Genomic DNA, 22,866 nt, shown 5'->3' with positions numbered 1-22,866 from the left:
CTGGCCTCGATTCACCCGCGCGGGTGCCCCTCAGTGACAGATTGTCGCAGTTGGTCGTACCCGCCACCGTCCTTAAAGTGGCGCCGCCATCGCAATGGCCAGTGCAATTTTTCCCAGACAGCAACGCTGAGCCGGCCAGGACCCGGGCTCTGCTTCCCGAAAACGGCGCCAAGGTGCGCCACCCTGTGAGGCTCCTTCATCATGAGCGTGCTCGAGGCGCTAGACCTGGCTCGAATCCAGTTCGCCTTCACCGTTTCCTTCCATATCCTGTTCCCCGCCATCACCATCGGCCTTGCCAGTTACCTGGCCGTGCTCGAAGGCCTGTGGCTGCGAACGGACCAGCAGGTCTACCGCGACCTCTACCATTTCTGGTCGAAAATCTTCGCCGTCAATTTCGGCATGGGCGTGGTGTCCGGTCTGGTCATGGCTTATCAGTTCGGCACCAACTGGAGCAGGTTCTCCGATTTTGCCGGTGCCGTTACTGGCCCGTTGCTGACCTATGAAGTGCTCACCGCGTTCTTCCTGGAGGCAGGCTTCCTGGGGGTTATGCTGTTTGGCTGGAACCGCGTCGGCCGTGGCCTGCACTTCTTCTCCACGGTGATGGTCGCGCTCGGCACGCTGGTCTCGACCTTCTGGATTCTCGCCTCCAACAGCTGGATGCAGACACCCCAAGGCTATGAAATTGTCGATGGCCGGGTGATTCCGGTGGACTGGCTGGCAGTCATCTTCAACCCCTCATTCCCCTACCGGCTGATGCACATGGCCACTGCCGCATTCGTTGCCACGGCATTCTTCGTCGGCGCTTCGGCGGCCTGGCACCTGCTGCGCGGGCGTGACAACCCAGCTATCCGCAATATGCTGTCGATGGCCATGTGGATGGCCCTGATCGTAGCGCCGGTGCAGGCGGTCATCGGCGACTTCCATGGGCTTAACACCCTCAAGCACCAACCGGTGAAAATTGCGGCGATCGAAGGCCACTGGGAGAACAAACCGGGTGAACCGACCCCGCTGATCCTGTTCGGAATCCCCGACATGAAGGCCGAAACCACCCGCTTCAAGATCGAGATCCCCGCCCTCGGCAGCCTGATCCTGACCCACAGTTTGGACAAGCAGGTACCGGCGATGAAGGAGTTCCCGCCTGAGGATCGGCCCAACTCGACCATTGTGTTCTGGTCGTTCCGGGTCATGGTCGGCCTCGGCTTGCTGATGATCCTCGTCGGCCTGTGGAGCCTGTGGCTGCGCAAGCGCGGCACGCTCTACACATCGCGCCCGTTCCTGTACCTGACATTGTGGATGGGGCCGTCGGGACTGATCGCCATTCTCGCCGGCTGGTTCACTACCGAAATCGGCCGCCAGCCGTGGGTGGTGTACGGCTTGCAGCGCACTGCCGATGGTGTGTCGAACCATGACGCCACCCAGCTCAGCATTACCTTGGTCGCGTTCGTGGTGGTGTACTTCGCCCTGTTCGGCACCGGTCTCGGCTACATGATGCGCCTCGTGCGCAAAGGACCAAAACCTGGCGAGGGCGACCAACACACCCCAGGCGGTCCAGGCCAGCAACATACTCCGGCACGGCCGCTGTCCGCCGCCGACGATTACCAGGCAGAGGTGAACTAAAATGGGCATCGACCTTCCACTGATCTGGGCGGTGATCATCATCTTCGGCGTGATGATGTATGTGGTGATGGATGGATTCGACCTGGGGATCGGCATGCTCTTCCCCTTCGTCAAGGACGCGCGTGACCGGGATGTGATGATGAACACCGTCGCCCCGGTATGGGACGGCAACGAAACCTGGCTGATCCTCGGCGGTGCAGCGCTGTTCGGCGCTTTTCCGCTGGCCTACGCGGTGGTGCTGGAGGCGCTTTACCTGCCGCTGATCCTGATGCTGATCGGCCTGATCTTCCGGGGCGTGGCCTTCGAGTTCCGTTTCAAGGCCAAACCCGCTAAGCGCCACCTCTGGGACAAGGCCTTCATCTGGGGCTCGCTGGTCGCGACCTTTTCCCAGGGGGTTGCCCTGGGCGCCTTTATCGAAGGCATCAAGGTGGTCGAGCGCAAATACGCTGGAGGCGCGCTCGACTGGCTCACGCCATTCAGCCTGTTCTGCGGACTAGGCCTGGTAGTCGCCTACACCCTGCTCGGTTGCACCTGGCTGGTGATGAAGACCGAAGGGGCGCTGCAGCAGCGCATGCACGACGTTGCCAGGCCTCTGGCGCTGGTACTGCTGGTAGTGATCGCCGTGGTCAGCCTGTGGACACCGCTGGCCTACCCACAAATCGCTGCCCGCTGGTTCAGCATGCCCAACCTGCTCTGGTTCATGCCGGTGCCGATCTTGGTGTTGGTAACGTTCTACGGGCTGCTACGTGCCGTGGCGCGCAACGCGCACTACACGCCGTTCTTGCTGACCCTGGCACTGATCTTCCTGGGCTACAGCGGCCTGGGCATCAGCCTGTGGCCAAACATCATCCCGCCGTCGATCAGCATCTGGGAAGCCGCAGCGCCGCCCCAGAGCCAAGGCTTCATGCTGGTAGGCACACTGTTCATCCTGCCTATCATCCTCGGCTACACGTTCTGGAGCTATTACGTGTTCCGCGGCAAGGCGACTCATGAAGACGGCTATCACTAGGAGCACAACGTGATGACACCCAGTGTGAAGCAACCGATGTGGCGCCGACTTACCTGGCTGCTGCTGATCTGGGCAGGCAGTGTCGCGGCTTTGGGCCTGTTCGCCTGGCTGATCCGATTGTTCATGCTGGCTGCCGGCATGCGCACTCATTGAGCCCCCTGACGGGCGCAGCTGCGACAAAAGGGCGCACACGTGAACTTTTACAGCCCGCAACGGATGCGGCTTAATGCACGCCTCATTCGTTCGGGGGTTTCATGGCTGCACGTGCTCGCGCACACTTCTATCTGCTGGCCTGCTTCGCCGTGCTGTTCAACCTGCTGGCGATGCCGCTCGACCGTGCCTTGCAAACACCCCGCATCGATAGGCAGTCACTGATCCTCGGTAGCTTCTGCAGCCTGCACGGTGCGCAGAGCCTGCCCAAGTCACTGCTGGCCCAACTCAAGGCCGAGTTGCCGCAACTTGACGAGCAGCCGGCAACGAAAAACCAGGCGGGCGACTGCTGTTGCGGACACGCCGGGCATGCCTTGCTGGCCAGCGACTATTATCGTCACCTGTTCCCCCGCTTCTGGCCCGATGCACTCCTGCTCGGTGACAGCCACAGGTTGCCACTGCCACGCGAGCAGTGGCCAAAGCTGAACCCCCGCGCCTCTCCCCTGGCCTGACCCGTCGCTGATTGCCAACGGCTGCCCCGTGACCTGCGGTGCGTTGCCCTGCCCGACTGTCTAGCCAGGAAATCTTCCATGCCTGCGTTCCGTTGCACCGCACGCGCTGTCCTGCCCGTGCTCGCTTTGTTCAGCCTCAGCCCCCTGTCATTGGCCGTTGCCGAAACACTGCCCGCTGAAAACTCCACCCTCACCCTCGGTGCAGTCACCGTAACCGGCACCGAAAGCGGCCCGCTGGCCACCAGCAGCGTGCTCAGCTCGGTGGACATCCTGGGGGGTGATATCCTTGAAAAAATGCCCGTGACCTACAGTTGGCAACTGTTCAGCCGCGCGCCAGGGGTGATGCTGACCGAGTTCAACCAGGGCACCACCTCGGGCAAACTGTCGTTTCGCGGTTTCAATGGCGAAGGCGAAGTGAACGCGGTGAAGTTGCTGATCGATGGCATCCCCAGCAACACCAACGACGGCAACATGCCCTTCATCGACTCGGTGTTCCCCATGGACATCGACAGCATCGAAGTGGTGCGTGGCACCAGCGACCCACGCTACGGCCTGAACAACATCGCCGGCAACGTCAACATCAACACCCGCACCGGTGGCAACTACAACAAGGCGCGCGTGCGCTACGGCAGCTTCAACACCCGCGAAGTGCAACTGGCCAAGGGCATCGAGACCAGCAACTGGACGCAGAACTATTTCTTCGGTCGCCAACAGGTCGACGGCTATCGCGACCATGCCGACACCGAGCGCTACAGCTTCGGCGGCAAGTGGTTCTACACCCCTGACGATGGCAGCTACCGCCTTGGCCTGATCGCCCGCCACTACGAGTCCGAAGCCCAGGAGGCCGGCTACCTGACCGAAGACGATGCCCGCCATCACCCGCGCATGAGCAACGCCTACAACGCCACGGACAAAGGTACACGGCGGATGAACCAGGTCAGCGTGCACTTCGACACGGACTTGACCGACAACTTGTCCTGGTCGGCCAAGACCTACCTCAACACCTTCGACGACCGCCGCTGGACCCAGTACTGGCGCACCAGCTCACAGCAGGAGCGCGACACCTACGAAGACCAGTATGGCGCCATCACCTCGCTGACCTGGCGGCCCCAGGTGGACTGGCTGCACGCCTTCGCCCTGGAAGGCGGCAGCGATGTGCAAAAGCAGCAGAACCGCAGCGAGCGCTATCGCACGCTGGAACGGGTGCGTCAGGCCCAGGCCCAGACCCGCGACCAGGACTTCGACTTCAACACGGTCGGTGCCTACGTGCAGGCTGAGATCGAGCCGTTCGAATCACTGAAGATCGTGCCGGCCTACCGGGTGGACAAGATCAGTGGCGACTTCACCAACAAGATGACCGGGCAGGACTACGACATCAACGACTATGGGCTGATCAAGCAGCCCAAGCTCAGCGTGGTCTACTCGCCTTGGCGCTTCGCCAGCGTCTACGCCAACTGGGGGCGCACCTTCCAGGTCGGTACCGGTGCGGCGGCCTACAAGGTGCCGCCGCGCAACGAAGACCTTGACCCGTCGATCAACGACGGCTGGGAAACCGGCGTCAAGTTCACACCTGCCAGCTGGATCGATGGCCGCGTGGCCTACTGGCGCCAGGACGCCACCGGTGAAGTCAGCCGCCGCCTCAACGACCCCAGCGGCGAATCGGACAACGTCGGTGAAACCCGGCGCTGGGGCTACGACCTGCAGGTCAACCTGCACCCGAACGAGCGCACCGAGATGTGGATGTCGTACTCCTGGCAATACTCGAAGATCCTTGAACCCAGCAGCGCATTGCCCGACAGCAAAGGCAAGGAAATCGACCACGTGCCGCACCACCTGTGGAACACCGGCATCAGCTACCAGGCCACCCCTGCCCTGCAACTGAGCGCCTGGGCGAACGGCCAGACCAACTACTACCTGGAGCGTGAAAATACCCAGGGCACGTACGGCGGCTACGTACTGATGAACCTGGGCGCGACCTACAAGCTCAGCGAAACCATGAGCGTCGACCTGCAACTGAAGAACCTGACCAACCGCTACTACGAGTACGTCTGGTACGACCCCGATGGCGCCGACGCCTCGCTGCATTCGCCGGGTGACGGTCGGGCCCTGTATGCCGGGGTGACCTTCGATTTCTAAAAGGGATCTGCGTTCTGCCTGGTGAGTGGTCTGTTACGCCAAAGCGGCGTTATAACGATCACTTGCATCAGTTGAGCGGGGTGGGTGGGAGTGTCCCCAGCAGTGAGACCGCTGCGACTGCCGCCACCCCACAGAACCATTCAACCAGGATGCTGGTGCGCAGTACGTGAATACGGCCTGATCGAGCATTCAGTCGATTGAAGAGTGCCAGCAACAGCATCGCCATCACCAGGCTAGCCTTGATCAACAAAATGAGCGCGAAGCCGCTGAATAGCGGGGTCGGCCAGTAGGCGCCACTAAGGACCCGGACGTTTATCAGGCCGGTGAGGATGATGCTGGCGACCAGGCAGTAACCGATCGTGCTGAATCTGTGCAGCACTTGGCGAGCGTCCTGTGGAGCACGCTGCATCAACACCATCAGGAGCAGCGTCAGCCCTCCAAGCCATGCGCCAACACAGAGAAGGTGGATGACTTGGTTGACGATCAGGAGCTGCCCACTGATACCGTCAAACATGGCGACGTGACCAACCGGTGCCAGAGATGCGAGCACAAACCCGCTCAGAATGACTCGCAAGTTGAATGGCGGGCGGGGATTGAGACACAGGCATACAAACAGTACCAGGCTGACGATCAGGTGCGCCGCCCAGACCCGGCCAAAAAAAGTACTGCGCAATACCTGCAATACAGCCTGCACATCAACTGCGGCCTGCCAGGAATCAGCCATGCTGGCCGCTGTGACCATCAACCATCCAAGCCCACTGACCAGTGACAACAGCGCGAGCAACCGCAGCGCTCGGTCGAGTGCTTGATCCAGGGACATATACGCCACGGCCCCTGTGTTGGAGCCCAGCAACAGGGGCCTGAGCAAACTGGCCCCGAACATCATCAGCACGATAGAAAAGTGAACGAACCGGCAAACGATTATCGCGCTGTCCATGCACTCAGTTGCCTACCGTAAACGCGTAGTGACCTTCGCTCTTGTGGGTATCGACCGAGACGGCATGCCATTGAACCTCGTACTGGCCGGCGGCCAGAGGTTGCTCCGGTGTGACGATGAGGGTCTTTTTATCACTCGGATCGGTCGCGATGCTTTTCACCGAAACGGCCGCACCACCGGTTGTGATCTCGACCTTGGTGAACTTTTCTTCGACACCTTCCGAGAACACCAATCGCAACTCTGTAGGCGCCTTAACGGTGCTGTCCGCGGCAGGTGTTTCGCTCTTCAGATGGGCGTGAGCAAAGGCGGGTGTGACAGTCGCGACCGAGGCAAGCAGCGCTACGGTCGTGAGTATCGTTCTTGCAAAATGTGCAGGCATGGGTCAGGTCCTTAAGCGTCAAACACGGTTAGTCGATGATAGCTCAAGGGCAAGACCTGATTCAGTTCACCAGCCAACTAGCGCTTGAGCAGCAGGATAAAGAACAACCCGCCAAGTGCCGCCGTGGCGATGCCGATCGGCAGGTCTTGCGGCGCGATGACAGTGCGCGCCGCCACATCCACCCAGACCAGGAAAATCGCCCCAAGCAATGCGCTGACCGGGATCAGTCGGCGATTCTCGGCGCCCACCAGCGCACGGGCCATGTGGGGCACCATCAGCCCGACGAAGCCAATGGCTCCGCTGAGCGACACCAGCACGCCGGTCAGCAGCGAGGTGCAGACGAACACCTGCAGGCGCAGGCGCTTGCCGCTGAAGCCCAGGCTCAGCGCCGTCTGCTCGCCGCTCATCAAGGCGTTCAGGCCACGCCCGAGCAAGCGCAATGCCAGCAGCCCGGCCAGCACGCACAGCGCCGGCAGCCAGATCAGGTTCCAGCGTGCCGCCCCCAGGCCGCCAAGCATCCAGAATACCACCGAGGCCGCCGCATGCTGATCGCCGGTGTACAGCAGCAGATTGACCAGCGCCATCAGCACGAACGACACCGCTACTCCGGCCAGCAACAGGCGGTCGCTTTCCATGCCTGCGCCGCGCCGGGCCACCGCGATCACCAGCAGCATGCTGCCTGAGGCCCCCACGAATGCAGCAAGCGGCAGGCTGAAGACCCCGATGAACTCGCCTAGGTAGAGCATCACCAGCACCGCTCCCAACGCCGCCCCGGAGCTGACACCGAGCAGGTGCGGGTCGGCCAACGGGTTTCGGGTGACCGCTTGCAGCGCGGTGCCGACCAGGGCCAGGCCAGCCCCCACCAACGCCCCCAGGACCACCCGGGGCGCGCGGATCACCCAGACGATCTGCGCCTGGCTATGGGTCCAGTCCCCGTCAAGGTTCAAGCCCAGCTTCTGGCCGACGATGCCTGCCACATGGGCCAGCGGCACCGACGCCGGGCCGAAGGCCAGGGCACAAAGGCACGACAGCAACAACAGCGTCAGCAGGATTGCATTGAGTCCGCGATGCCCCGCCAGCCCGCCCCTGCCGATCAAGGCTGGGCCACCGGCGGCGACTGTGGGTGCAGCGCCTCGGCGAGCACTTCGATGGCCTGCGCATTCTCCACCGACGGCGTCACCTGCAGGTAGCTGAGTACCACAAAGCGTTGATCACGGATGGCCTGCACATCCTTGAGCGCCGGCTGGCGCAGCAGGAAATCGCGTTTGGCCTGCCAACTTTGCGGGCCATAATCGACGATCATGATCACTTGCGGGTCGCGCTCCACCACACTCTCCCAGTTCACCTGAGTCCAGCTGGCGTTGACATCCTCCATCACGTTGTTGCCCCCGGCCGCATCGATCAACGCCTGGGGCATACCCAGGCGGCCCGAGGTGGTCGGCCGGTCTTCACCGCTGTCGTAGAGAAACACCCTTGGCCGCTGGCTTTTGTGCGCCACGGCCGCGCGCACCGTCGCGATGCGCTCGCGCATCTGTGCCTCCAGTGCCTGCGCCCTTGGCTCGACCGAGAAGATGCGCCCCAGGTTGTCCAGGTCGCGGTACACATCCCCAACACTGGCACGCGGCTGCGGCATGACCCAAGAGCACGATTCGCTCAGTTCGTACACGGCAATGCCAAACGGCGCGAGCGTCACCGGCGTGACCGGCCCGCCCACGTGCATGCCGTAGTTCCAGCCGGCGAAGAACAGCTGCGTGTCGGCCGCCAGCAAGGTCTCAATCGAAGGGTAGCGGCTGGCCAACTGCGGCACGCCGTCGAGCGCCTGGTCGATCCACGGATCGCGGTACTTGTTGCGGGTAAAACCGGTATAGCCGACGATTCGCTCGCGCAAGCCCAGGTGCAGCAGCATGGCGGTCATGTTCACATCGTGCACCACCACCCGTTGCGGGGCTTGCGCGAAGGTCACATCGCGCGCGCAACTGCGCACGCTCAAGGGATAGTCACTGGCCGTGGCCGGCAATGCAATCACGGCAGCCAGCAGCCAGGTCAGGTAGCGCAGGTTCATGGTTGGGTGATCCAGGTAATTCGCGGGTAGGCATGCAGCGGGTGCGGGTCGACCAGGGCATCGACGCCGAACACCTGCTTGAGCAGAGCTCGGGTCAGCACTTGGTTGGGCGTGCCGCTGGCGACGATGCGGCCTTCGTCGATGACATACAGCCGATCGCAGAAAGCTGCGGCCAGGTTCAGGTCATGAAAGCTGGCGATGATGCTCAATTCCAGCCCGCGCAGGTGCTGCAACAGCTCCAGCTGATAGCGCGGGTCGAGGTGGTTGGTCGGCTCATCGAGGATCAGCAGCCCGGGTGCCTGCACCAGGGCCCGCGCCAGCAAAACCCGCTGCTTCTCGCCACCGGACAGCGTGGCGAAAGGCTGATCGGCGTGGGCACCAAGCCCGACCTGGGCGAGCGCCTGGTTGACTCGCTGCACGTCCGCGGCGCTGTCACCGTCGAACAGGCCTTTGTGTGGCGCCAGGCCCAGGCTGGCGACATCGCCGACGCTCAAGCCGAATGCCTCGGGAAACTCTTGCAGCACCACGGCGATGCGTTGCGCGCACCAGCGCGCCGGGCGTTGCCAGATGTCATCCTGGCCAACCCGCACACGTCCGGCGCTGGGCTCGCTGGCCCGATAGGCACAGCGCAGCAGGCTGCTCTTGCCGCTGCCATTAGGGCCGATGAGGCCGACGAACTCACCGGCGCCAACCCGCAGGTCCACGCCTTGCAGCAGCGTCCTTGGCTGGCGCCCCGGCGCCTTCAACGTCCAGTCCAGGGCTTCGATATTCAGCGTTGTCATGCCGTGCCACCTCAGCAAGGCACCGGCCGGCTGGCCGGTGCAACAGTGTCAGAAGCTGTAGTCCGCCGTGACGAAGAACGAACGTGGCTCGCCCAGGTACCACTGCCGGCCATTGTTGTCGGTGCTGGTGGCGTACAGGCGGTCGAACAGGTTGTTCAACTGCAGGCCCAAGGTCAGGTCCGCTTGTACGTGCCAGTCGAAGTTGGTATCGACCACGGTGTAGCCTGGCACCTTGACGGTGTTGGCGTTGTCCGCATAGCGGCTGTCGACGTAACGGGCCCCGGCGCCTGCGCTGAAGCGCTCGCCGAAGTCCTTGCTGAGCCACAGATTGGCCGTGCGCCGCGGCACGTTGATCGGCCGGTTACCGGAATAGTCGTTGCCGGCACTGGCGAACTCGTCGTACCTGGCCCGTACCCAGGCCGCGTTCGCTGACAGTTGCAGGTCGTACGGCAGGCGCAGTTCCAGGGTCGCCTCGAGGCCATCCGATGACTGCTGGCCTACCTGCTGTTGCAAAGTAGGGTTCAGTGGGTCGGTGCTCAGCAACTTCTTCTTGACGATGTGGTACGCCGCCAGCGTCCACTCCCCTCGCCCTTCGGGCAGCATCTGCTTGATGCCGACCTCGGTCTGCTTGGCCGTGCTCAGGTCCCATTGCTGCTGGGCGGCGTTGAGGGTCAGCAGGTTGCTCACGCCCTCGGTGCTAGTGGCGTACTGGCCGTAGACCGACAGGTCCTCGGTCAGGGCGAAAACAAGCCCCGCCCGCCAGTTGTCTCCCGACAGGCTGCGATCACTGCGGGTGTCGGCGAGCAAGTCCTTGCGGTTCAGGTGCACCTGGTCGCGGCGCACGCCTGTGATCAGCGACAGGCGTTCGGTCAACTGTGTGCGGTTTTCGGCAAACAGCGAGAACTGCCGGGCCTGGTTGGCTTCGCGGCTGCGGAACGGGTCGTTGCTGATGTACTCGCCACCCCCGGAACCGGACAGCGGCACGGTGTCGCTCAGGGTGTTGCCGAAGTCGTGCTTGCGCACGAAACGGATGGAGTTGTAATCGGCACCGACCACCGTCTGGCTGTCCAGGCCAAACAGCGAGTGCTGCAGGGTGAAGGTCTGGCGGTCGCCGATCTGCTCCTCGGTCTGCTTGATGCTGATGAAGTTGCTGCGCAGGATCTGGTCACCCGGTTGCCAGGTGTAGCTTTCGGCATTGCTCCAGCGGCGCTGGACCTTGAGGAAGTACAGCTGGTTGCTGGCGCTGAGGTTGTCGTTGATCTGCCAATCGGTGACCAACCGCGTGGACTGGTCGTTGTAGTGCACTTCGGCATTGTCGACGTTGTAGTTGTGGTCGCGCAGCGACTCACGGAAATGCCCGTTCACCAGCGGCGTGCCGAAATACTGCTGCGGGTCCTGGTCGGCGTAGTCATGGCTGAGGGTGACGCTCAGGTCGTCGTTCGGTTGCCAACGCAGCGAGCCACTGAGGGCGAGGCTCTGCGAATCGCCACGGTCGACCCAGCCGTTGCTGGCCAGTTTGTTCAAATTCAGCCGGTAGCTGAGGGTATCGCTCAGCGAACCACCGCTGTCCAGGGCCATCTGGCGACGATCATCAGAGCCGTAACCCAGGCGAAAATGGTTACGGATCTCACCCTCGAACGGCTTTTTTGGCACAACGTTTACCACCGCGCCGGTGGCGCCTTCGCCGTACAGCACCGACGCCGGGCCACGCAGGATATCGATACGCTCGACCGACCAGGTGTCTACCGGGAAGGTGACCGTGCCCGCACCGACATACAGGCGGGTGCCGTCATACAACTGCATGGTCGAACTGTGCCCGGTAAAGCCCCGCGCCGACAGGGCCGTGCCGCCGTTGCCGGGTGTGCCGATGAAGGTGATACCGGGGGAGCGGGTCACCGCGTCCTGGACGCTGACATTGTTGCGCTCGAGGATTTGCGCCGAGCTGATGCTGGTGACACTGGCAGGCGTCTCCAAAGCAGTGAGATTCAGGCGCGAGCCGCTGGTGGTCGGCGTATGCAGGTCTGGCTGAGGGTTCACCACTGCGACACCGGTCACATCGGTGGCCGGCAAGGCCAGGGCTTGATCGGTTTCGGCGGCCTGGGCCGAAACGCACAGCAACAGGCAGGGCGCCAGGCTGGCACGCAGCACAGAAGCGGGCAAAGGACTGAACAGCGAAAGTCGGGACATGTCGTTCCACTTGAAGCAGGAATGGAAGAAGCCCGGAGGGATAAACGCACAGGGAAACGCAGGCGTGCGCCTACGCAAACCGGCCTGCGCCCGCCCACCGCGGGTTGCCTATACATGCTTCAGGCCGGTCTCCGGGCTCGCGAGGGTCATGAAGCATTCACCTTCCCATGCCAGGGCACAGTGGTCTTTTGAATGCTTCGCTCGCATACCGTTGCGGGGGCAGCGCCGGACTGATCATCACGCGATGACGAACCGGCTTCCCGTTTCACCCCAGGCTCGACGGCAAGGGGCACCTGAAACAGGCGCGCAGGGGAACATCAAAGTGCCGCTACGTCAAGCGCAGGCGGCAACCCAAGGGACGGGCTCACTCACCTTCCCCATGCCGTGGCGCGGGAAGGACATGCACATGCCCATGCTCGACTCCACGCTCCACCGTCAATTGTCGGGACAGGCGCTCAAGTGCCCCACTCGGCCCTTGCAGCACCGAAACTTCCAGGCAACGGCCGGCATCCAGGTGCACGTGCAATGTCGAGCGCGTCAGTTCATGGTGGGCATGCAGGGTCTGGTTGAGGCGCTTAGGCAATTCGCGGCTGGCGTGGTCGTACAGATAGCTGACCACCGCCACGCACGGGGCTTCGTCGGGTAACGCCTCGGCTTCACGCAGGCCGCTGCGCAGCAGATCGCGAATGGCCTCCGAGCGCCCTTGATAGCCCTGCGTCTCCACCCGCCGGTCGATGAGATCCAGCAGCTCTTCGTCCAGCGTGATGGTGATCCGTTGCATTTTGTAACTTCCAGTAAGATGATTTTAGATAGACATCATACCCACCCTTCTTTAGCCTACGGCCTCCGTTGAAGTGGGGGACGCAGTGTGAAGCAGCAGCCTGGCAAACGAAAGCCCGCCCTGTGGGGCATCTTCTGGCTCGCGGCGAGCACCTTCGCTCAAGCCGCCGACATCCAGGCGCCAAACCCGACACTGGTGTACTCCTGGCCCGTCAACGCGGGCCCACTCGACCCGCGCGGCTACTCGCCGAATCAGATGTACGCCCAGGCGATGGTGTATGAACCGCTGGTGCGCTACACCCACGCCGGTACTGTCGAGCCGTGGCTGGCGACCGGTTGGAAGGTGTCTGAGGACGGCAAGACCTACACCTTCACCCTGCGCGACGGGGTGCGCTTCAGCGATGGCACTGTGTTCGATGCTGCGGCCGCCAAGGCAAACCTAGATGCGGTCCTGGCTAACCGCCAACGCCACCGCTGGATGGAATTGGTCAGCACCCTCGACCACGTAGAGGCCCCTGATCGGCTGACCTTGCGCCTGGTGCTCAAGCACCCTTACTACCCCACCCTGATGGAGCTGGCCCAGGTTCGCCCGCTGCGCTTCGGCGCGCCTGCTGCCAAGCCTGGGCAGCCCGTCGGTACCGGGCCCTGGGTACGTGCCGAGTCTCGTCTGGGCGAGTTCGACCGCTTCGTGCGCAATCCGCTGTACTGGGGGCCGAAGCCGGCCTACGGCGAAGTCATGGTCAAGGTCATCCCCGACCCCAACAGCCGTGCGCTGGCGCTACAGGCTGGTGAAGTGGATCTGATCCAGGGCGCCGCAGGCGAGATCACCGCAGGCACCTTCGTGCGCCTGCGCGACCAGGGCTATGCCACGGCACTGTCGGCGCCACTGGCTACGCGCACGCTGGCCATGAACACTGGCCGTGGTGCCACCCGCGACCTGGCGGTGCGCCAGGCGATCAACGAGGCGGTGGACAAGCAGGCAATCATCGACAAGATCCTTTACGGCCTGGAGCCCAAGGCCGACACACTGTTCGCCTGCAACATGCCGTACGCAGACATCGGTCTGAAACCCTACCCGTACGACCCCGCTCAGGCGATGCAGGAATTGGAGGCCGCAGGCTGGACACTGGCCCCCGGCGCGTCCGTGCGCAGCAAGGGCGGCGAGCCACTTACAATCGAACTGGTGTTTCTCGGCACCAGCGCCCTGCAGAAAAGCCTGGCCGAAGTGCTGCAAGGCGAGCTGGCCAAGGTCGGTATCCACATCGAACTGCGCGCCGTGGAAGAAGGTGGCTTGGTTCGCCGCCAGCGCGACGGTGATTTCGGCATGATCTTCGCCGATACCTGGGGCGCTCCTTACGATCCGCATTCGTTCGTCAGCTCGATGCGCTATGCCGGGCATGCCGACTACATGGCCCAGCGCGGCCTGGCGATCAAGGACGAGCTCGACCAACGCATCGGCCAGGTGCTGGCCAGCACCGACGAGCGACAACGCGCCGAGCAGTACCGTTTCATCCTCACCACCCTGCACGAACAGGCGGTGTACCTGCCGATCTCGCACCTCACCGCCATCAGCGTGCGGCGTGACTCGGTGGCGCACGTGCAGTTCGGCAGCACCCTGTTCGACGTGCCGTTCGAGGCCATGACACCCAGGCAGGAGCCCTGACATGCTGCGCTACATCTTGATGCGCCTGGTGTTGCTGGTACCGGTGATGTTCGGCGTGTCGCTGCTGGTGTTCGTGCTGTTGCACCTGGGCAGCACGGACCCGGCGCTGGATTACCTGCGCCTGTCGCACATCCCGCCGACCGATGCGGCCATCGCCGAAGTGCGCCACACCCTGGGGCTGGACCGGCCCCTGTACGCGCAATACCTGAGCTGGCTGTGGAACGCGCTGCACCTGGACTTCGGGATCTCCTACCTCACCGGGCGGCCGGTGCTCGATGACCTGCTGTACTACCTGCCCGCCACCTTGCAACTCGGCGGCCTGGCCCTGGCTTGCACACTGCTGCTGGCGATTCCGCTGGGGCTGCTAGGGGCACGCTGGCAGGGCCGCTGGCCCGACCATGCGGTGCGCGCGGTGACCTTCCTTGGCGTGTCGATGCCCAACTTCTGGCTGGCATTCTTGCTGATCGCGCTGTTCTCGCTGTGGCTGGGCTGGCTGCCGCCACTCGGGCGCGGCACGGCCGGGCACTTGATCATGCCGGTGCTGGCCATTGCGCTGATGTCGATGTCGATCAACGCCCGCCTGCTGCGCGCCAGCCTGCTCGAAGCCAGCGGCCAGCGGCATGTCACCTATGCCCGCGCCCGCGGCCTGCCCGAGCGTCAGGTCTGGCGCGACCATGTGCTGCGCAACGCCTGGCTGCCCTTCGTCACCGCCACCGGCATGCACGTCGGCGAGCTGATCGGGGGTGCGCTGGTGATCGAGACCATCTTCGCCTGGCCCGGCGTGGGCCGCTTTGCCGTCTCGGCGGTGCTCAACCGCGATTTCCCGGTGATGCAGTGCTTCACCCTGCTTCTGACCGGCTTGCTGATGGTTTGCAACCTGGTGGTGGACGTGTGCTACGCCTGGCTCGACCCGCGCAGCCGGCTGGAGGGCGCAAGCGCATGAGCACGCTCTCGGTAATTCGTCGACCGGCATTGGCCGGTCATGCTGGCCTGGTTCTGGGTTCGGTGCTGGTCGGCCTGCTGGTGGTACTGGCCGTGCTCGGCCAGTGGCTGGCGCCACACGATCCCGACCTGGTCGAACTCAGCCAGCGCCTGATGCCACCGGACGCCAGCCATTGGCTGGGCACCGACCACCTGGGCCGCGACCTGCTCTCGCGCCTGATCGTCGGCACCCGCCTGTCGCTGGGCAGCGTGATGCTGACCCTGGCACTGGTCCTGGCCCTCGGGCTGGCCGTGGGCGGCGTAGCGGGTTTCGTCGGCGGGCGGATAGACCTGTGGCTGATGCGCCTGTGCGACATGTTCATGACCTTCCCGACCCTGGTGCTGGCGTTCTTCTTCGTCACCTTGCTCGGCACCGGCCTGACCAATGTGGTCGTCGCCATCGCCCTGTCACATTGGGCCTGGTACGCACGCATGGTGCGCGGCCTGGTGATCGCCCAGCGCGGGCGCGAATACGTGCTCGCCGCACGGCTGGCCGGCGCTTCGCGCTGGACCCGCCTGCGCCAGCATGTGCTGCCCAATATCGCTGGCCCGCTGCTGGTGCTGGCGACCATGGACATCGGGCACATGATGCTGCATGTCTCGGGCCTGTCCTTCCTGGGCCTGGGGGTGTCGCCACCGACCGCCGAATGGGGCGTGATGATCAACGACGCCAAGGAGTTCATCTGGACCCACCCACAACTGCTGCTGTTGCCGGGGCTGATGATCTTCTTCTCGGTGATGGCCTTCAACCTGCTGGGCGATGCCCTGCGCGACCGCCTCGACCCATCCCGGGAGCACCACTAGATGACCCCATCGACCCTCGAAGTCCGTGACTTGCATATCGAGGCCCAGGCCGGCCTGCTGGTGCAAGGCGTGGACCTGCAACTGCGTCGCGGCGAAGTCTGCGCCCTGGTCGGGGCCAGTGGTTCGGGCAAGTCACTGAGTTGCCTGGGCATGCTCGACCTGTTGCCGGCCGGCGTTGTGCGCACGCAGGGCCAAATGCTGCTCGACGGCCAGCCGGTAAGCGCCGCCCAGGCACGAGGCCGCTTGGCCAGCCTGGTGCTGCAAAACCCGCGCAGTGCCTTCAACCCAGTACGCAACATGGCCAGCCATGGACTGGAGACGCTGCGCCTGCACGGCACCACCGGCGCCGCCGCCCGCGAGCGCATGACCGACAGCCTAAGGGCCGTGGGGCTGACGGATCATGCTCGGGTCTTGCAATCGTTCGCCTTTCAGCTCAGCGGCGGCATGCTGCAACGCATGATGATCGCACTGGCGCTGATGGCCGAAACCCCGTTCCTGCTGGCCGACGAGCCCACCAGCGACCTTGACGCCGTAAGCCAGGCACGTTTTCTCGATATCCTGATGGCGCTGGTCGAACGGCATGGACTGGGGGTGCTGCTGGTCACCCACGACATGGGCGTGGTCGCCCGCTGCGCCGATCAGGTGGCCGTTATGGACGCTGGCCGCATCGTCGAACGCCAGCCCGTGCACGATCTGTTCGAGCGTCCGGCCAGCGGCACCGCTCGAACCCTTCTCGAAGCCCACCAGGCCCTCTGCGGGAGCCCTCTATGAGCCTGCTGCACGCCCACGATCTGAGTCATCGCTACCGCACCGGCGGGCTGCTGCACAAACGCGCCTGGCTCCAAGTACTCGACGGCATCGACCTGCAGCTGCATGCGGGCGAATCACTTGGTTTGCTGGGCAGTAGCGGCAGTGGCAAAAGTACCCTCGCCCGCCTGCTGCTCGGGCTGGAAACCCCTAGCCAAGGCCTGGTGACCTTCGCGGGACAGCCGGTCAATCAGCTGCGCGGCGAACAGGCACGGGCCTTCCAGCGTGCCGTGCAGTTGGTGTTCCAGGACGCGCCGGGCGCATTCAACCCGCAGCGCAGCATCGGCTGGAGCATCGCCGAGCCCCTGCGTCACCTGAGCACCTTAAATGAGACAGCCCGCCACGCACGGGTAGTGGAGCTGCTGGAGCAGATGGGGCTGGGCGCCGAGCATGCCGCGACCCTGCCGCAACAGCTCAGCGGTGGTCAGTTGCAACGTGCCAACATCGCCCGAGCACTGGCGATCTCGCCAAAGCTGGTGGTACTCGACGAAGCGCTTTCGAATCTGGATCGTGTGCTGCAACTACAACTGTTACAACGGCTCCAAGCGCTGCGTCGCGACAAGGGGACCGCCTTCGTGCTGATCACCCACGACCTGAGCCTGGTGCGCTACTTCTGCCAGCGGGTTGTGGTGCTGGACGCAGGAAGCATTGTCGAGGACTGCACCGTGCGCGGCGACTTGTCGTTCGAGCATCCGGCCGGGAGGCAATTGCAAGCCGCTGTGCTGCCTGAACGCCCGACAAAGACCTGCGCTCGGCTCAGTACATCTCTCGCATGAACAATTGGATAACCCAAGTGATGCTCCTGCAGTGAAGACGCTTCTTCGCGAGGCACGCAAGGCCCAGGCGCGCCAAGGCGTATCCGTGCGGAAGAAAACCGCGGTGGTCTTGGAGCCGCTGCAGGCGATGCTCGCCACCTGGGAGGACTGCCCACCCCTTAGCACACTCCCTCAAACCATGATGGTTAGTCCATCACCATGCATCTCGAAATTCTCAATGAACGGATCTGTTGAGCCACATTCCTTGTGGTACTCAACGACACGCGGAATCACATCCTGCAGCACACCGACCAACCCCGTGCAGTAAAATTGCCCAGCATCTTTCTCGTACCGGTACCGTGCTTTAGTGAAGACATTGCGGTTCGATTCGATCTGATCAACATGACGGTCAAGACCAACCCGACGCCGTGTAGCTTCAGGGACGGCATGAAACAGTGTCAGTAAATCATGCCAGTCAATTCTATCACCGGCTTTTCCGTCAGCTCTCAGCTTACGTCAGCCACGGTTCGTGCCCTCGCCCGCTCATCCCTTCTCGGCTACCGGCCAGTAGCCCTGAGCTTCGCTCTCAGTCCCGCGCCTCACCACCATAATGCCTACACGCCGTCACGCCATGCCCGCAGCCACCTTTCCACGCCTGGCAAGCCGGTGGAACGTTTCTGCAACCGCCCGGGTCGCACAACAAAGACGCAGCCAACTGCGTGAACCCTGACCGTGAGGACCTTCCATGAGCGCGCTCTTTTCCAATGGGGCTGCAGAACACCCCATCTGCCTGACCATCAATGGTCAGCCACGAACACTGGCAGTCCACCCGTGGACCACCCTGCTCGACCTGTTGCGTGAACAGCTGGACCTGGTAGGTACCAAAAAAGGCTGCGACCACGGCCAATGTGGCGCCTGCACGGTGTTGCGCGACGGCAAGCGCGTCAATGCTTGCCTGACCCTGGCCATCATGTGCGACGGCGCAGACTTGGTGACAATCGAGGGGCTGGCCAGCGGCGACGTGCTGCACCCTATGCAACGGGCTTTCATCACCCACGATGCGTTTCAGTGCGGGTACTGCACACCTGGGCAGATCTGCTCTGCCGTCGGGCTTGTGCGTGAAGGACGTGCCGACTGCCGTGAGGCCATTCGCGAGCAGATGAGCGGCAACCTTTGCCGCTGTGGTGCCTATGGCAACATCGTCGCCGCGATCGAAGAAGCCCAGCCGCTGATGGCACACCCGGATCAACCACAACGGGGGGCGAAGCCATGATGCCCTTCAGTTACCACAAGCCTGCGTCAGTCAGCGAAGCCGTGAGCCTGGCTGGCGACAGCGCGCGCTTTATCGCCGGGGGCACCAACCTGGTCGACCTGATGAAGGAAAATGTGGTCCGCCCCGAGCGCCTGATCGATATCTCAGGCTTGGCGCTGGATGGGCTGCACCCCACTGCCAACGGTGGCGTCATGATCGGTGCCCTGGTCAGCAATGCCGACCTGGCCTGGCACCCGATGATCGAGCAACAATACCCGTTGCTGTCACAGGCTATCCTGGCGGGCGCTTCACCGCAGTTGAGAAACATGGCCAGTACCGGCGGCAACTTGCTCCAGCGCACACGCTGTTACTACTTCTACGATACCGGCACCCCCTGCAACAAACGTGAACCCGGCAGCGGATGCCCTGCTCGTAGCGGCCGCAACCGCATACACGCCATTCTTGGCGCCAGTGAGGCCTGTGTGGCCACTCATCCGTCCGACATGTGCGTAGCACTGGCAGCACTCGAAGCCGTGGTGCACGTAGAGGGACCGGCTGGTAAACGCCAGATCCCGTTCGCAGATTTCCATCGCCTGCCGGAGAACAATCCGGAGCGTGATAACCAGCTGGCAGCCGATGAACTGGTAACGGCCGTAGAGCTGCCGCCACCGCTGTTCGAACAGCATTACCGCTACCTGAAAATTCGAGACCGAGCCTCCTACGCGTTTGCGCTGGTGTCGGTCGCTGCGGCCTTGCGCTTGGATGGCGATGTGATTCAGCACGCCCGCCTGGCGCTGGGCGGTGTAGCGCACAAACCATGGCGCGACCCGGCGGTGGAAAGCCTGCTGGTTGGCCAGGTGCCTTCCGAGGCGCTGTTCGATAACGCCGCACAGGCGCTGCTTCAGGGCGCACAGCCGCTGAGCCACAACGGTTTCAAAGTAATACTGGCGCAGCGTGCAATCGTGCGTGCATTGACTGACGCGGCGCACCGTGCCGCTGGTGGGGGGGCATGACCATGGTCAACAACAAATCGGTAGTCGGTACCCCTCTGGATCGCGTGGATGGCGTGGCTAAAGTCACCGGCCAGGCACGCTATGCGGGCGAATACCCAAAAGACGGCCTGCTCCATAGCAGCGTGGTGTCCAGTACCATCGCCCGCGGCCGTGTACTGCGCATCGACGCTACCGAGGCGCTGGGCGTACCCGGCGTTGTCGCGGTGCTCGACCATGGGCATCGTCCGCATATTTCCAGTTATGACGATGACTACAGCGACGCCGATGCAGCTGAGGGCGCGCCCTTTCGGCCCCTGTTCAACGATCGAGTGCTGTATAGCGGGCAACCCCTGGCGCTGGTGGTGGCGCACACCCTGGAGGTGGCCCGGTATGCAGGCTCATTGATCCGGATCGAATACGCCGAGGAACCTCACGAGACAGACCTGGGCGCTACCAAGGCGTCGCATGTGGCGCCGGCAGAAACACCGGCCCCGCGTGGCGACTTCGCTGGCAGTTTCGCTGGGGCACCCGTGCAGGTCGATGCCACCTACCTGACTGCCAACGAGCACCACAACCCGATGGAGCCCCACGCCTCCACCGTGCACTACAAGCCCGACGGCAGCCTGGAAATTCATGACAAGACCCAAGGCACGCAGAACTGCCAGGACTACCTGCACAAGGTGTTCGGCCTGCCGAAGGCCCAGATCCGTGTGCACGCAGCCTTCGTCGGCGGTGCCTTCGGCTCGGGCCTGCGCCCGCAGTACCAGCTGCCCCTGGCAGTGATGGCGGCGCTGCATCTTCAGCGCTCTGTGCGCGTCACCCTCACGCGCCAGCAAATGTTCACGTTCGGCTACCGGCCCCGCACCGAGCAGCGTTTGCGCCTGGGGGCAGATGCAGATGGGCGCTTGCTGGCTGTCGGTCACGATGGGCTGGGGCAGACCTCGCGCTTCGAAGACTTCACCGAGCACCTGGTGGAATGGAGCGGCATGCTCTACCAGTGCGACAACGTTGAACTCAACTACCGCCTGGCCTCGCTGGATGTGTACACGCCACTTGACATGCGTGCCCCTGGGGCCGGTTCAGGCGTGGTCGCGCTTGAGTGCGCGATGGATGAGCTTGCCTGTGCCGCTGATATCGACCCGGTAGAGCTGCGCCGGCGTAATTTTGCCGCCAACAACGGCAACGAGGGCAAGCCCTACTCCAGCAAAGAACTGCTGGCGTGCTACCAGCAAGGCAGTGAGCGTTTCGGTTGGCAGCACCGCAACCCGCAACCGCGCAGCATGCGCACTGGCAACCAATTGGTCGGTTGGGGAATGGCGGGCGGCGTCTGGGAGGCTATGCAAATGAAGGCCAGCGCGAAAGCGCGCCTGGATGCCCAAGGCCACCTCACTGTGAGCAGCGCCACCACCGATATCGGCACCGGCACCTACACCGTCATGACCCAAATTGCAGCCGACGCTGCGGGCGTCAGCGTGGAGGATGTCACCTTCGTGCTCGGTGACTCGTCCCTGCCCACCGCGCCCCTGCAGGGCGGGTCGTTCACGGTATCGTCGGTAGGCTCGGCCGTGCGCCAGGCTTGCCAGGTGTTGCGTACCAAGGTGCTGGAGCATGCGCGCAAGGTGCATCCGCAGGTGGCGAGCACAGCGCGGGAGGACATCGTCTTCGCGGATGGTTATCTGCACGCGGGTAGTGTTCGCGTGGCCTTGGCAGATATCGTCGCCAGTGCCCCCGGCGCGCAGTTCGAAGTGCAAATCGACGCTGAGCCTGGTGCAAGGCGCCAACCGTTTTCCACGGCTACCCACTCGGCGGTGTTCGTCGAAGTTCAGGTCGACGAAGACCTTGGCATGATCAAGGTCACCCGAGTGGTCAGCGCCGTGGCGGCGGGCCGCGTGGTCAACCCGAAAACGGCCCGCAGCCAGATCCTGGGCGGCGTGGTATGGGGTATCGGCATGGCACTGCACGAAGAGGCCTTGACCGACCATGGCCTGGGTCGCATCGTCAATCACAACCTTGCGGAGTACCACATCCCGGTGAACGCGGACTGTGGTGATATCGACGTGATCTTTGTTGAAGAGCACGACGATGTCGTCAATGAGCTGGGGTCCAAGGGTGTGGGCGAAATCGGCGTGGTCGGCGTGGCTGCCGCAGTGGCGAACGCCATCTACCACGCAACCGGCAAACGCGTTAGGGAGTTCCCGATCACACTCGACAAGGTGCTGTAACGCGAAAGTTGTGAGAAGAATGCGAGGGGAGCGGCTGCGGGCCGCTCCGCTCATTTCTCAGCAAATCGGTATTCGGAACTGAGGCCATCTGCGGGCGGAGGGGACCGCAGCAGCCCGAGCGCTACCGCTAGACAATAGCCGCAGGGTCGCCTACCGACTGATTTGGTTTGCTCCCTGACAGGCGCCAGCTCACCGCAGTAATCCCATACCGTTCAGCCATCGGGCGGCTGACCTTCCTGATCTTTTCCCGCCCGAATTTGGGGATGATCCCAATGCCCGCATCGCAACTTGCCCAATGCCAGGCTTCGGCATTGTCCAGGCGGTCCAGGCGAATGATGAAACTGCGCGGCTGACCATGCAGTTGGTAATCGATGATGAACAGCTGTGGGGCAGGCATCGCAGGGGCCTCCTCTTCTCCATGGATGACACCCTGATTGATCGGGGCAGCAGCAGAAGATTCAAAAAAATATCGATCGACAGGCACCAGCGGCGCCCGAGCGGTGGACGCCTACAGGCACACTACCGCTCGCGCAGTACCTTCACTCGCTGCGGCTGCCGTGGCTGTTCCGGCCACCTTTGCGTCCGGCTTCCGATGCCCGCTGGCGATCATTGGCGAAGTTGCCGCCCGAAGCCTGGCCGCCTTTGTGCCCAGCGCGCGATGCCCGCTCACGGTCGTTGGCGAAATTGCCCGGATTGGTTTCTTTGGTTCCGCCGCGCTGGCGGGTACCTTCCTGATCTTGAGCCATGTGGTTTCTCCTTGCGATGAATAGGCGGTCGCACAACCTGTGCGTTCATACAGTGCACACACAAGGTTGCCATGTTCAGATTCCGAACCTGCA

At 63.3% G+C, this 22,866-nt stretch carries 22 protein-coding genes, 1 pseudogene and 1 riboswitch; of the genes and pseudogenes, 14 read left to right on the top strand and 9 right to left on the bottom strand.

The genetic code is table 11. The features are described 5' to 3' along the window. The first annotated feature begins 201 nt into the window (after positions 1-201). The 5 genes from FPB55_RS11775 (at position 202) to FPB55_RS11755 (ending at position 5,424) form a co-directional block, all read left to right on the top strand. Entirely contained in the window at positions 202-1,617 is a 1,416-nt protein-coding gene (locus FPB55_RS11775; RefSeq protein WP_144188238.1) for a cytochrome ubiquinol oxidase subunit I, read from the top strand. A 1-nt stretch (position 1,618) separates the two neighbouring features. After that, entirely contained in the window at positions 1,619-2,626 is a 1,008-nt protein-coding gene (gene cydB / locus FPB55_RS11770; RefSeq protein WP_144188236.1) for a cytochrome d ubiquinol oxidase subunit II, read from the top strand. Between the two features lie 12 nt (positions 2,627-2,638). Continuing rightward, positions 2,639-2,779: a DUF2474 domain-containing protein gene (locus FPB55_RS11765; RefSeq protein ID WP_009686860.1), complete on the top strand. Its 141-nt coding sequence runs from the start codon at positions 2,639-2,641 to the stop codon at positions 2,777-2,779. A gap of 101 nt (positions 2,780-2,880) precedes the next feature. Further along, complete coding sequence (locus tag FPB55_RS11760) at positions 2,881-3,288, top strand: DUF2946 family protein (protein WP_009686861.1); 408 nt, start codon at positions 2,881-2,883, stop codon at positions 3,286-3,288. Positions 3,289-3,366: 78 nt separating this feature from the next. Further along, a complete protein-coding gene (locus tag FPB55_RS11755; protein WP_144188234.1) occupies positions 3,367-5,424 on the top strand; it encodes a TonB-dependent receptor in 2,058 nt (685 codons plus the stop codon). Positions 5,425-5,491: 67 nt separating this feature from the next. On the opposite strand, the gene copD is transcribed toward FPB55_RS11755, so the two are convergent. From copD to nikR, 7 genes are all read right to left on the bottom strand, one after another. After that, positions 5,492-6,361, bottom strand: coding sequence for a copper homeostasis membrane protein CopD (gene copD, locus FPB55_RS11750; protein WP_115294112.1), 870 nt, complete (start codon positions 6,359-6,361; stop codon positions 5,492-5,494). A 4-nt stretch (positions 6,362-6,365) separates the two neighbouring features. Beyond that, complete coding sequence (gene copC / locus FPB55_RS11745) at positions 6,366-6,740, bottom strand: copper homeostasis periplasmic binding protein CopC (protein ID WP_009686865.1); 375 nt, start codon at positions 6,738-6,740, stop codon at positions 6,366-6,368. Between the two features lie 77 nt (positions 6,741-6,817). Then, on the bottom strand, positions 6,818-7,837 hold the full coding sequence (locus FPB55_RS11740) for an iron ABC transporter permease (protein ID WP_009686866.1): 1,020 nt from the start codon (positions 7,835-7,837) through the stop codon (positions 6,818-6,820). Next, positions 7,834-8,802, bottom strand: coding sequence for an ABC transporter substrate-binding protein (locus FPB55_RS11735; RefSeq protein ID WP_144188232.1), 969 nt, complete (start codon positions 8,800-8,802; stop codon positions 7,834-7,836). The genes FPB55_RS11740 and FPB55_RS11735 overlap by 4 nt, the downstream gene beginning before the upstream one ends. After that, complete coding sequence (locus FPB55_RS11730) at positions 8,799-9,584, bottom strand: ABC transporter ATP-binding protein (protein WP_009686868.1); 786 nt, start codon at positions 9,582-9,584, stop codon at positions 8,799-8,801. Before FPB55_RS11730 ends, FPB55_RS11735 begins: the two co-directional genes overlap by 4 nt. 48 nt (positions 9,585-9,632) lie before the next feature. Beyond that, positions 9,633-11,771 (bottom strand): TonB-dependent receptor, encoded by a 2,139-nt coding sequence (locus tag FPB55_RS11725; protein ID WP_144188230.1) that lies wholly within the window; start codon positions 11,769-11,771, stop codon positions 9,633-9,635. Between the two features lie 104 nt (positions 11,772-11,875). Then, a riboswitch (cobalamin riboswitch) is annotated at positions 11,876-12,083 on the bottom strand. 52 nt (positions 12,084-12,135) lie between these two features. Then, the gene (gene nikR / locus FPB55_RS11720) at positions 12,136-12,552 is read right to left on the bottom strand and encodes a nickel-responsive transcriptional regulator NikR (protein ID WP_115294109.1); all 417 of its coding nucleotides are present in this window, start codon (positions 12,550-12,552) and stop codon (positions 12,136-12,138) included. Between the two features lie 87 nt (positions 12,553-12,639). On the opposite strand from nikR, the gene nikA reads away from it, so the two are divergent. The 9 genes and pseudogenes from nikA (at position 12,640) to FPB55_RS11675 (ending at position 22,027) form a co-directional block, all read left to right on the top strand. Continuing rightward, positions 12,640-14,214: a nickel ABC transporter substrate-binding protein gene (gene nikA / locus FPB55_RS11715; RefSeq protein WP_144188228.1), complete on the top strand. Its 1,575-nt coding sequence runs from the start codon at positions 12,640-12,642 to the stop codon at positions 14,212-14,214. A gap of 1 nt (position 14,215) precedes the next feature. Continuing rightward, the gene (nikB, locus tag FPB55_RS11710) at positions 14,216-15,157 is read left to right on the top strand and encodes a nickel ABC transporter permease subunit NikB (protein WP_144188226.1); all 942 of its coding nucleotides are present in this window, start codon (positions 14,216-14,218) and stop codon (positions 15,155-15,157) included. Next, positions 15,154-15,999 carry a nickel ABC transporter permease subunit NikC gene (nikC, locus tag FPB55_RS11705; protein WP_029886808.1) on the top strand — a complete coding sequence of 282 codons (846 nt, stop codon included), beginning with the start codon at positions 15,154-15,156 and terminating at the stop codon, positions 15,997-15,999. Before nikB ends, nikC begins: the two co-directional genes overlap by 4 nt. Further along, the gene (gene nikD / locus FPB55_RS11700; RefSeq protein ID WP_009686876.1) at positions 16,000-16,770 is read left to right on the top strand and encodes a nickel import ATP-binding protein NikD; all 771 of its coding nucleotides are present in this window, start codon (positions 16,000-16,002) and stop codon (positions 16,768-16,770) included. Continuing rightward, positions 16,767-17,582: a nickel import ATP-binding protein NikE gene (gene nikE, locus FPB55_RS11695; RefSeq protein ID WP_144188224.1), complete on the top strand. Its 816-nt coding sequence runs from the start codon at positions 16,767-16,769 to the stop codon at positions 17,580-17,582. Before nikD ends, nikE begins: the two co-directional genes overlap by 4 nt. Continuing rightward, positions 17,581-17,721: pseudogene (locus FPB55_RS26565) on the top strand (integrase); the annotation flags it as partial. The gene nikE and the pseudogene FPB55_RS26565, both read left to right, overlap by 2 nt. A gap of 585 nt (positions 17,722-18,306) precedes the next feature. Then, positions 18,307-18,834, top strand: coding sequence for a (2Fe-2S)-binding protein (locus tag FPB55_RS11685; RefSeq protein WP_144188222.1), 528 nt, complete (start codon positions 18,307-18,309; stop codon positions 18,832-18,834). Beyond that, the gene (locus FPB55_RS11680; RefSeq protein ID WP_029886812.1) at positions 18,831-19,826 is read left to right on the top strand and encodes a xanthine dehydrogenase family protein subunit M; all 996 of its coding nucleotides are present in this window, start codon (positions 18,831-18,833) and stop codon (positions 19,824-19,826) included. Before FPB55_RS11685 ends, FPB55_RS11680 begins: the two co-directional genes overlap by 4 nt. 2 nt (positions 19,827-19,828) lie before the next feature. Further along, entirely contained in the window at positions 19,829-22,027 is a 2,199-nt protein-coding gene (locus tag FPB55_RS11675; protein WP_033691353.1) for a xanthine dehydrogenase family protein molybdopterin-binding subunit, read from the top strand. A gap of 127 nt (positions 22,028-22,154) precedes the next feature. Here FPB55_RS11675 and FPB55_RS11670 read toward each other — a convergent pair whose 3' ends face one another. Both FPB55_RS11670 and FPB55_RS11665 read right to left on the bottom strand, forming a co-directional pair. Continuing rightward, on the bottom strand, positions 22,155-22,424 hold the full coding sequence (locus FPB55_RS11670; RefSeq protein ID WP_029886814.1) for a DUF6555 family protein: 270 nt from the start codon (positions 22,422-22,424) through the stop codon (positions 22,155-22,157). Positions 22,425-22,566: 142 nt separating this feature from the next. Further along, a complete protein-coding gene (locus FPB55_RS11665; protein ID WP_029886815.1) occupies positions 22,567-22,773 on the bottom strand; it encodes a general stress protein in 207 nt (68 codons plus the stop codon). Positions 22,774-22,866: the final 93 nt, after the last annotated feature.

The sequence above is a fragment of the Pseudomonas sp. BJP69 genome (genome assembly GCF_007633355.1).
GTDB classification, from domain to species: domain Bacteria; phylum Pseudomonadota; class Gammaproteobacteria; order Pseudomonadales; family Pseudomonadaceae; genus Aquipseudomonas; species Aquipseudomonas juntendi.
This window is presented reverse-complemented; position numbering and strand designations above follow the sequence as displayed.

Coding starts and splice junctions, on each gene's coding strand:
- FPB55_RS11725 (WP_144188230.1), bottom strand. CDS start 11,771: ATGTCCCGACTTTCGCTGTTCAGTCCTTTGCCCGCTTCTGTGCTGCGT.
- FPB55_RS11665 (WP_029886815.1), bottom strand. CDS start 22,773: ATGGCTCAAGATCAGGAAGGTACCCGCCAGCGCGGCGGAACCAAAGAA.
- FPB55_RS11735 (WP_144188232.1), bottom strand. CDS start 8,802: ATGAACCTGCGCTACCTGACCTGGCTGCTGGCTGCCGTGATTGCATTG.
- FPB55_RS11670 (WP_029886814.1), bottom strand. CDS start 22,424: ATGCCTGCCCCACAGCTGTTCATCATCGATTACCAACTGCATGGTCAG.
- cydB (WP_144188236.1), top strand. CDS start 1,619: ATGGGCATCGACCTTCCACTGATCTGGGCGGTGATCATCATCTTCGGC.
- FPB55_RS11760 (WP_009686861.1), top strand. CDS start 2,881: ATGGCTGCACGTGCTCGCGCACACTTCTATCTGCTGGCCTGCTTCGCC.
- FPB55_RS11675 (WP_033691353.1), top strand. CDS start 19,829: ATGGTCAACAACAAATCGGTAGTCGGTACCCCTCTGGATCGCGTGGAT.
- nikD (WP_009686876.1), top strand. CDS start 16,000: ATGACCCCATCGACCCTCGAAGTCCGTGACTTGCATATCGAGGCCCAG.
- nikR (WP_115294109.1), bottom strand. CDS start 12,552: ATGCAACGGATCACCATCACGCTGGACGAAGAGCTGCTGGATCTCATC.
- FPB55_RS11775 (WP_144188238.1), top strand. CDS start 202: ATGAGCGTGCTCGAGGCGCTAGACCTGGCTCGAATCCAGTTCGCCTTC.
- copD (WP_115294112.1), bottom strand. CDS start 6,361: ATGGACAGCGCGATAATCGTTTGCCGGTTCGTTCACTTTTCTATCGTG.
- FPB55_RS11730 (WP_009686868.1), bottom strand. CDS start 9,584: ATGACAACGCTGAATATCGAAGCCCTGGACTGGACGTTGAAGGCGCCG.
- nikB (WP_144188226.1), top strand. CDS start 14,216: ATGCTGCGCTACATCTTGATGCGCCTGGTGTTGCTGGTACCGGTGATG.
- nikE (WP_144188224.1), top strand. CDS start 16,767: ATGAGCCTGCTGCACGCCCACGATCTGAGTCATCGCTACCGCACCGGC.
- FPB55_RS11755 (WP_144188234.1), top strand. CDS start 3,367: ATGCCTGCGTTCCGTTGCACCGCACGCGCTGTCCTGCCCGTGCTCGCT.
- nikC (WP_029886808.1), top strand. CDS start 15,154: ATGAGCACGCTCTCGGTAATTCGTCGACCGGCATTGGCCGGTCATGCT.
- FPB55_RS11685 (WP_144188222.1), top strand. CDS start 18,307: ATGAGCGCGCTCTTTTCCAATGGGGCTGCAGAACACCCCATCTGCCTG.
- copC (WP_009686865.1), bottom strand. CDS start 6,740: ATGCCTGCACATTTTGCAAGAACGATACTCACGACCGTAGCGCTGCTT.
- FPB55_RS11680 (WP_029886812.1), top strand. CDS start 18,831: ATGATGCCCTTCAGTTACCACAAGCCTGCGTCAGTCAGCGAAGCCGTG.
- FPB55_RS11765 (WP_009686860.1), top strand. CDS start 2,639: ATGACACCCAGTGTGAAGCAACCGATGTGGCGCCGACTTACCTGGCTG.